An 8,390-nucleotide genomic window follows, 5' to 3' on the forward strand; every position below is an offset into this window, starting at 1 on the left:
GAACTGAGGTTGCGGGCGGCGTTGGTCGCCATCAAGTTGTGGTTGATAACCAGAGACATGCGGTTTTCCCTCCTTAGAATGGTTTTGCAGCTTCCGTGCTGCGTTCGGGGTTGCGCCGTGTTGCTTATGTATTCGACCGGGGCTCCGGGAAAGTTTAGGGGCGCGGCGGAAAAAGACGCGCGGGACGCGGGCCGGGCGACGCGGCCCAACCGCAGGCGCGCACGCGCGGCGCCCGGGCATCCATGCGTTGGCGGGCACGCGCGGGGGTGATGCGCGGCGGTACGCGGGGTGTCGGGCGGGGGAGCAGGACACGCGGCCCTGGCGGGGGGAGGGGTGCCGGGAGCGGGACGCCGGGCGCGGCGCCGGGCGGGGGGCGTCAGGAACGGGGCGGCGGAAGCGGGGCGGCGCGCGGCCGCGGCCGGTTATTTTGCAGCGGGCAGGTCGGCGAAGAGGTTGGCGATGATGGCGTCGGAGACGAGCATCCCCGGGCGCGTCAGCCGCAGGCGGCCCCCGGCCAGGCGGATCAGGTCGCGCTGGCGCAGGGCGCGCAGCATGGGCTGGTTCCCGGCGGCCAGGTCGCGCCCGGCGGCCTGGCGGTAGGCCGCCAGGTCCAGCCCGCGCGTGGTGCGCAGGCGCAGCATGACCATCTCGCGCAGGCGGGTCTGGCTGTCCAGGGGTTCGGCGTCGGTGCCCAGGGTGGCGTCGCGTATGGCGGCGGCGTAGGCGTCCTGGTCCTCGGGGTTTTTCCAGCGCCGCGCGCCCAGGGTGGAGACGGCCGCCGGGCCCAGGCCCAGGTAGGGCCTGGCTTCCCAGTAGCCCATGTTGTGGCGGCACTCGAAGCCCATGCGCGCGAAGTTGGAAATCTCGTATTGCAGGTAGCCTTCGGATTCCAGGAATTCCCCGCCCTGCAAGTACATGCGCTGCTGCTCGCCCTCGTCCGGCAGTTCCAGGCCGCCTGCGCGCTCCTGGAGCTCCAGGGGCGTGCCGGGCTCAAGGGTCAGGCCGTAGCAGGAGATGTGCTGCGGGCCGAGGCGGACGGCGCGCTTGAGGTTGGCCAGCCAGTGGTGCAGCCGCTGGCCGGGCAGGCCCCAGATGAGGTCCAGGGAGACGCTGCGCAGCCCCGCGCCCAGGGCGAGCCGCACGGCGGCCTCGGCCTGGGCGGCGGTGTGCGGGCGGCCCAGCAGGGCCAGGTCGTTGTCGTCGAAGCTCTGGACGCCCAGGGACAGCCGGGTCACGCCCAGGCGCCCCAGGGTCTCCATCATGGTCCAGTCGGCCGCGGATTCGGGGTTGGCCTCCATGCCGAACTCCAGGCCCGGGTCGAAGCGGAAGTTCGCCCGCAGGGCGCGCACCAGCCGCTCCAGCAGCGCCGGGGGCAGGAGGCTCGGCGTGCCGCCGCCCAGGTGCAGGGTCTGCACCCGGGGCCGGTGCAGGCGTCGGCCCCACAGGGCGGCCTCGGCTTCCAGCAGCTCCACATAGCGGCGCATCTGCCCGGGCGCGGGCACCACGGAATGGAAGGCGCAGTAGCGGCACTTGCTCCGGCAAAAGGGCACATGGACGTAGAGCAGCATGGCGGGCGCCCGGGCGGCTAGCCCTTGCGCCCTGAGGCGGCGGCGCGGGCCAGGGCCAGCCCGCCCAGGGAGGCCGCCGTGCCGTGCAGGGCGGCGGGCAGGGCGTAGAGCAGGGCCGTTGTGGCGAGGTCCGGGGCCAGCAGGTCGGCGTAGCCCCCGCCCGCCACCTGGGCCGTCAGGCTGTGCAGTAGGTAGGGGTAGGCCCCGCCGCTCAGGTAGGCGATGGCCGCGTAGGCCAGCACATGCAGGGTGCAGAAGCCGGTGGCGGCCAGCAGGCGGTTGGCGCGGTAGCGCACAAGGCCCACCAGCAGCGGCGGCAGGGCCAGCCCCGCCAGGTGCAGCGCCCCGGGCAGGTTGCCGGCCCCCAGGTACAGGGCTCCCAGGTAGACGGTGCGGTCGATCATCGGCACGGCTCCGGCGGCGCGGCGCTGGCCGGGGCGCCCGGCGGCGGGGCGTCCAGCTCGCGCCGGTAGCGCTCGTTCTCGCTGTACAGGCAGCCGCAGTACTGCTGGCGGTAGACGCCCCAGTCCCTGGACGCCTCGATGCCCTCGGTCCAGCCCGCGCGCCAGTCCTCGTAGTGGAAGGCCGGGCCGCCCCCGGCGGCCAGGTCGCGGCCCAGGGCGGCGATGGCGGCGTGTTTCTGGAAGCGGCTGTAGAGCAGGGTGGTGGAGAAGGCGTCGAAGCGGCCCCGGCGGGCGATCTGCGCCGTGCGTTCCAGGCGCATGTGGTAGCAATAGTGGCAGCGGTTGTCCTCGCGCTGGGCCACGGCGCGGAACCAGTCCTGCGGGCGGTATTCGTCGTCCTTGAACAGGATGCGCACCCCCAGGCGCGCGGCCACCTCTGCGGCGCCGTCGCGCCTGCGCTTGTATTCCATGAGCGGGTGGATGTTCGGGTTGACGAACAGCCCCGTGACCTCCACCCCGGCCTCCAGCAGGCGGCGGATGGGGGCGATGGCGCAGGGGCCGCAGCAGATGTGCAGAAGCAGCTTCATGGGCGGGTTCCGGGGCTTGGCCGGGCCTATTGCGGCAGGATGGCGACCTGCACGCCGAATTCGCGCTCCAGGTCCAGCAGCAGGGCGCGCTTGGTGTTGCTGATGTAGGCCATGAGCTCCTGGTCGCAGCGGAAGTCCACCACATGCTCCCCGTTGATGCGGCGCAGCTTGCGGCGCAGCTCCTTGAGGGCCTGCACGGCCTGCCACTCCAGGTTGCGGCGGGTGCCCGTGCCGCCGCAGCAGGGGCACGGCTCGGTGGATACGGCCAGGGCCGAGGAGCCCAGGCGCTGGCGCACCAGCTCCAGCAGCCCGAAGCGCGACAGGCGGCCGACATCGGTGCGCGCACGGTCGTTCTTCATGGCCGCGCGCAGGGTCTTTTCCACCTCGCGGCAGTGGTTCTTGTCCTTCATCTCGATGAAGTCGATGACCACCTGCCCGCCGATGTCGCGCAGGACGAGCTGGCGCGCGATCTCCTCGGCGGCCTCCATGTTGGTCTTGAGCGCCATGTCGCGGAAGTTTTTCTTGCCGCCGATCTTGCCGGAGTTGATGTCCACGGCGGTCAGGGCCTCGGTGGCGTCGATGACCAGCTGGCCGCCGCTGGGCAGGGGCACCTCGCGGCCGTAGATGGCCTGGATCTGCTTGTCCAGGCCGAAGCGCTCCCACATGCCGCGCTCGGGGTCGGCGTGGTGCTTGACCAGGTTGGGTCTGCGCGGGAACACCAGGGAGGCCATTTCCTTGACCTGCTCGGCGGTGTCCTTGTCGTCGACCCAGATTTCGCCCACCTCGGTGGAGAGGTAGTCGCGGATGGCCCGCGAGGCGAGGTCCATCTCCTGGTAGCAGATGCACGGCGCGTCCTGGCCGACGCCTTTCTTGCGCACGTCGGCCCACAGGCGTTTGAGGAATTTCAGGTCCTTGGTGAGCTGGGTCTTGTTCACGTCCAGGCTGGCGGTGCGCACGATGACGCCGATGCCGGAGCCGAGGTTCAGCTCCTCGACCACCTCGCGCAGCTTCTCGCGCTCCTTGTCGTCCTCGATCTTGCGCGAGATTCCCACCTGCTCGCGGCCCAGGGTGAGCACGAAATAGCGGCCCGGCAGGGAAAGGAAGGTGGTGACGAAGGCGCCCTTGCGGCCCGTGGGCTCCTTGACCACCTGGATCAGCACCTCCTGCCCGGGGCGCAGGACCTTCTGGATGGGCGGGTATTTGAAGCCCTTCTTGGCGGGCTCCTCCTCGATGTAGTACTCGGGGTGGACCTCGTCGATCTGCAGGAAGCCGTTGCGCTCGGCGCCGTAGTTGACGAAGGCGGCCTGGAGGTTGGGGTCGATGTTGTTGATGACGCCCTTGTAGATGTTGCCCTTGGTCTTGGCCTGGTGGACCATCTCCACATAGTATTCGCGAATCTTGCCGTCCTCGGCCAGGGCCACTTCGACCTGTTCGCCGGGCAGCACGCTGATGAACATCTTTTCCTTGATCTTTCTGGGCATGGTCGTACCTCGTGGTGCGAAAACGTTGACGGACGCGGCGACCCCTGCGGCGCGGCCCCGGGAAGACTCCGGGCCCTGCCTGGCGGGGGCGGCCTCAACCCCGCCCGAGGGCGTGGTAGGCGTCCCCGTCGCTGGTGGTGGTCCGCAGCCTGCCCCGGGTGGCCAGGGTTTCCAGGGCCCGGCGGACCGCCTCGGGGGGCAGGTCCAGGGCCTGGGCGAGCTGGGCCGCGGTCTGCGGCCTGCGCTCGATGGATGCGGCCACCCGTTCCAGGGCGGCGCCGTCCGCGTCGGCGGGGCGGGGCGGGTGGCCCGGGCCCGGAGCCGACGCGGCGTCCGTGGAAAATTGCCTTGCCCCGCCGGGGCGGGGCGTCGTCGTGTCGCCGGGGGCGGCCAGGGGCGTCAGAACCCCTCTCCAGCGGGCCAGAACCTGCGCAGCCACCGGGTGCGCGGCGCTCAGGGTGCCGGGCCGGGTCATGCTGACCACGTCCACGCGGTCGGGCCGCAGCCGGGCGACGAAGTCGCGCAGCAGGGCCAGGTTCGCTTCGGAGTCGTTGTATCCGGCGACGAGCAGCACCTCCAGCAGCAGGCGGCCGTCGAATTCCTCGCGGAAGTCGAGCAGCCCCTGGGCCAGGGCCGCAAGGTCCACATCCGGGTGCGGGCGGTTCACGCGGCGCAGCTCGGAGGGCACCAGGGAGTCGAGGGAGGGCAGCACGGCGTCGGCCAGGGCCAGCTCGCGGCGGACCTGCGGGTCGTGCAGCAGGGTGGAGTTGGTCAGGACGGCGACGGGCGTGTCGGGAAAAATACTGCGGATGCCTTGGATCACTGCGCCCATCTCGCTGTTCAGGGTCGGCTCGCCCTTGCCCCCCAGCGTTAGATAGTCCGGCGTACGGTGCGCCTGCTCCTTCCAGTGCGCCAGCTCGCCGAGGATGTCCCGTGCGGGCACATAGGGCTTGCGCTCCGAGGTCAGGCACGTCGTGCGGCCCACCTCGCAGTAGACGCAGTCCATGGTGCACACCGTGTCCCCGGTCAGGTCCAGCCCCAGGGAGAGCCCGAGGCGCCCCGAGCGCACCGGGCCGAATATGTATCGATAAGCCAAAGTTGCGCGTTCCTCGTAAACCGTTTACCCCCGAAGGACATGGGCAGGCCCTTGACGCGACGGCCACAACCGCCTACCCACCCGCCTGGAGGTCACGATGCCAAATCCTGGACAATTGGTAATGCTCATCAGCCCGAAGGGCAAGCGATACTTGCGCACCCTGGAGGACGGTCCCGACATCCACACCGGCGACGGAGTGCTCAGGATCGCCGACCTGTTGGCGGCGGCCTACGGCGACACGGTGCAGACGCATATCGGGCAGCCCTACCGGGTGCTGAAGCCCACGCTCTACGACTGCGTGAAGCTGGGCATCAAGCGCCAGACCCAGATCCTCTACCCCAAGGAAATCGGCTACCTGCTGGTCAAGCTGGGTATCGGCCCGGGCACGCGGGTCATCGAGGCGGGCAGCGGTTCGGGCAGCTTCACGGCGGCCCTGTCCTTCGCGGTGGGCCAGACGGGGCGGGTCTACACCTACGAGCGCAGGCCCGAATTCTCGCAGCTCAACGCCAGGAACCTGCGGCGCATCGGCCTTGGCGCCAACGTCGAGCACCACGTCCACGACATCGCCGGGGGATTCCTGCAAACCGGGGTGGACGCGCTGTTCCTGGACGTGCGCGAACCCTGGGCCTACGCGGCACACATTCCCGCCGCGGTCATGCCCGGGGCGCCGGTGGCCTTTTTGCTGCCCACGGTGAACCAGGTCAGCGAGCTTCTGGTGGCCCTGGAGGCCGGGCCCTTCGACGAGGTGGAGGTGGCCGAGGTGCTGGTGCGCCGCTGGAAGCCCGTGCCCGACCGCATCCGCCCCGAGGACCGCATGATCGCCCACACGGGGTTCCTGACCTTCGCGCGCTGCATGGAGCGCCTGGAGGGCGCGGCCAGCCTGGGCACCCGCGAGCGCAAGCAGGACGCCGCGCGCAGGCGCCGCGAGGCCGAGCGCGCCGCCCAGGCCGACCCGGACGGCGCGGACCTGCCCGACGAGGACGGCGGCGAGGACGAGTAGCCCCGGGCGGGAAATCCCGGGATTATTCCAGGAACAGCGGCGGCTCCACCCCAAGGCCGGAGCCGCCGTTTTTCATGGCCTCGGCCAGTACCAGCCGAGCCGGTGCCCCGGCCCGCGGGTGGACGAACCGCAGGCGCTTGGGCGTCAGCCGCGCGGCGGCAAGGTCGGCCAGCAGGGCGTCCAGGCGCTCGGCCAGGCCGATGAAGCAGGCCCGGCGGCGGTTGCCCAGCAGGTAGGCCGCCGCGCGGGCGAAGTCCGCCGTGGTCGCCCCGGCCTGGAAGCGCGCGGCGTCGCGGCCCGGGTCGGGGCAGCGGCGGCCCGTGCCCGGCTGGCGGTAGGGCGGATTGCAGACCACAAGCTCCACGCTCTCGGGGCCCAGCTCCGGATGGGCGCGCACGGCGGTCACGTCGGCCAGCAGCGCCCGGCAGCGCGGCCCGAACCCCAGGCGCGCGGCGTTCTCCTGCGCGCAGGCGACCATCTCGGGGTTGTTGTCCAGCCCGAGAACCTCCAGCGGCCCTTGCGGCGCGCGCAGCAGCAGCGCCAGCCCGACCACCCCGCAGCCGCAGCCCAGGTCCGCCGCCCGGCCCGCGCCGCGCAGGTCCGCGAAGTCGGCCAGCAGCAGGGCGTCCAGGGAAAAACGGAACCCGCGCCCGGGCTGGGCCAGCCCGCGCGGAAAATGGGCCCGCGCCGCAGCCGTGTCGTGCGGGGCGGCCACGGCCGCTACTCCAGGGCCTCGCGGTCGCGCAGCCCCAGCAGGTAGAGGATGCCGTCCAGGCCCATGGTCGAGATGGCCTGCTTGGCGCCCTTCTTGACGATGGGCTTGGCGTGGAAGGCGATGCCCAGGCCAGCCTTGCCGAGCATGGGCAGATCGTTGGCGCCGTCGCCCACGGCCACGGCCTGTTGCAGATCGATGCCCTCGCGGCGGGCGATCTCCTCCAGCAGGGCGGCCTTGCGCGCGCCGTCCACGATTTCGCCCGTCACGCGGCCGGTGAGCAGGCCGTCCTGGATCTCAAGCTCGTTGGCGTACACATAGTCCACCCCCAGGTGCTCCTTGAGCCGCGCCCCGAAATAGGTGAACCCGCCCGAAAGGATGGCCACCTTGTAGCCGAGCTTTTTCAGGTTGCCCACCAGGCGCTCGGCGCCCTCGGTCATGGGGATGGCCCGGGCGACCTCCTCCAGGACCGTGGCCGGCAGCCCGCGCAGCAAAGAGACCCGGCGGATCAGGCTGCCCTTGAAGTCCAGCTCGCCGCGCATGGCCGCCTCGGTGATGCGCGAAACCTCGTCCACCACCCCGGCCCGGCGCGCCAGCTCGTCGATGACCTCGGCCTGGATCAGGGTCGAGTCCATGTCGAAGGCGATGAGACGGCGGTTGCGGCGGTAGACGTTGTCCTCCTGGAAGGCGATGTCCAGGCCCAGCTCCTGGGAGATGGCCATGAACGACGAGCGCAGGGCCTCGCTGTCCGTGGCCTCGCCGCGCACGGTGAACTCCACGCAGGCCCGGCCCGTGCGCGGCGGGTTGGCCAGCGAGATGCGCCCCGACAGGCGCGACACCGAGTCGATGTTCAACCCGTTGGCGTTGAGGGTGCCCGAGACGCGGGCGATCATGTCCGCGCCGATCTCGCGGGCCAGCAGGGTCACGATGTGCCGCTTGCGGCCCTGGGCCGCGACCCATGCCTCGTGCCGCTCCAGCGGCACCGGTACGAACTTGAGCTTCACCCCCATCTCGTTGGCGCCGTAGAGCAGGTCCTTGAGGATCGGCGCCATGCCGTAGCGCGCGGGCACCTCGATGATCAGCGCCAGCGACAGGGTGTCGTGCACCGCCGCCTGGCCGATGTCCAGGATGCGGACCTCGTAGTCCGCCAGGATGGAGGTGATGTGGTGCATGATGCCCGGCTTGTCCTCGCCGGAAATCTTGATCAGGAAAATCTCGGACATGCGGCGTCGCTCCCGTTTCGCAGCCTTGTACCCCAAAGCGCGCCGGGACGGAAGCGCCGGAAGGGGCCTGCGGGCGGGGCCGGGCCGGGCGTGGAGGGGGGATGGTGCCTCCGGCGGCCAGGGCTCCGCCCTGGACCCGGCAGGGGTTGTCACCCCTGCACCCCGCATGCCGCCGGACAGCCGGGCCCCCGCGCGGCCGTGCCGCGCGGGGGCCCGGCTGTCCGGCGGGGTGGCGATTGGGCGTGGGCAGCCGGGGCCTGCGCCCCAGTCCGGAGACGCCCGGCCCCCCAATGAAAAAGGTCTTTTGGGGGAAAGGGGA

The 8,390-nt window shown here is 71.3% G+C and carries 8 protein-coding genes; 1 reads left to right on the forward strand and 7 read right to left on the reverse strand.

Annotated features, from left to right (window positions below; genetic code table 11):
• Window positions 1-422: 422 nt before the first annotated feature.
• The 5 genes from hemW to M0P34_RS11140 all read right to left on the reverse strand — a co-directional run bounded on the left by hemW (window position 423) and on the right by M0P34_RS11140 (window position 5,136).
• On the reverse strand, window positions 423-1,568 hold the full coding sequence (gene hemW, locus M0P34_RS11120; RefSeq protein WP_291499056.1) for a radical SAM family heme chaperone HemW: 1,146 nt from the start codon (window positions 1,566-1,568) through the stop codon (window positions 423-425).
• A 17-nt stretch (window positions 1,569-1,585) separates the two neighbouring features.
• Window positions 1,586-1,972: a hypothetical protein gene (locus tag M0P34_RS11125; RefSeq protein ID WP_291499057.1), complete on the reverse strand. Its 387-nt coding sequence runs from the start codon at window positions 1,970-1,972 to the stop codon at window positions 1,586-1,588.
• The gene (locus tag M0P34_RS11130; RefSeq protein ID WP_291499059.1) at window positions 1,969-2,559 is read right to left on the reverse strand and encodes an epoxyqueuosine reductase QueH; all 591 of its coding nucleotides are present in this window, start codon (window positions 2,557-2,559) and stop codon (window positions 1,969-1,971) included. Before M0P34_RS11130 ends, M0P34_RS11125 begins: the two co-directional genes overlap by 4 nt.
• A gap of 26 nt (window positions 2,560-2,585) precedes the next feature.
• The gene (locus tag M0P34_RS11135) at window positions 2,586-4,040 is read right to left on the reverse strand and encodes an Rne/Rng family ribonuclease (RefSeq protein WP_291499061.1); all 1,455 of its coding nucleotides are present in this window, start codon (window positions 4,038-4,040) and stop codon (window positions 2,586-2,588) included.
• A gap of 94 nt (window positions 4,041-4,134) precedes the next feature.
• The gene (locus tag M0P34_RS11140; protein ID WP_291499063.1) at window positions 4,135-5,136 is read right to left on the reverse strand and encodes a radical SAM protein; all 1,002 of its coding nucleotides are present in this window, start codon (window positions 5,134-5,136) and stop codon (window positions 4,135-4,137) included.
• A gap of 97 nt (window positions 5,137-5,233) precedes the next feature.
• Between M0P34_RS11140 and M0P34_RS11145 the strand changes: the two genes are divergently transcribed.
• Window positions 5,234-6,136, forward strand: a complete 903-nt coding sequence (locus tag M0P34_RS11145) for a tRNA (adenine-N1)-methyltransferase (protein ID WP_291499065.1) — start codon at window positions 5,234-5,236, stop codon at window positions 6,134-6,136.
• 22 nt (window positions 6,137-6,158) lie between these two features.
• Here M0P34_RS11145 and M0P34_RS11150 read toward each other — a convergent pair whose 3' ends face one another.
• Complete coding sequence (locus M0P34_RS11150; RefSeq protein WP_291499067.1) at window positions 6,159-6,851, reverse strand: methyltransferase; 693 nt, start codon at window positions 6,849-6,851, stop codon at window positions 6,159-6,161.
• A 5-nt stretch (window positions 6,852-6,856) separates the two neighbouring features.
• Window positions 6,857-8,071 (reverse strand): phosphoserine phosphatase SerB, encoded by a 1,215-nt coding sequence (gene serB / locus M0P34_RS11155; RefSeq protein WP_291499069.1) that lies wholly within the window; start codon window positions 8,069-8,071, stop codon window positions 6,857-6,859.
• Window positions 8,072-8,390: the final 319 nt, after the last annotated feature.

The organism is Desulfocurvus sp. (assembly GCF_023230885.1).
Taxonomy (GTDB): domain Bacteria; phylum Desulfobacterota; class Desulfovibrionia; order Desulfovibrionales; family Desulfovibrionaceae; genus Desulfocurvus.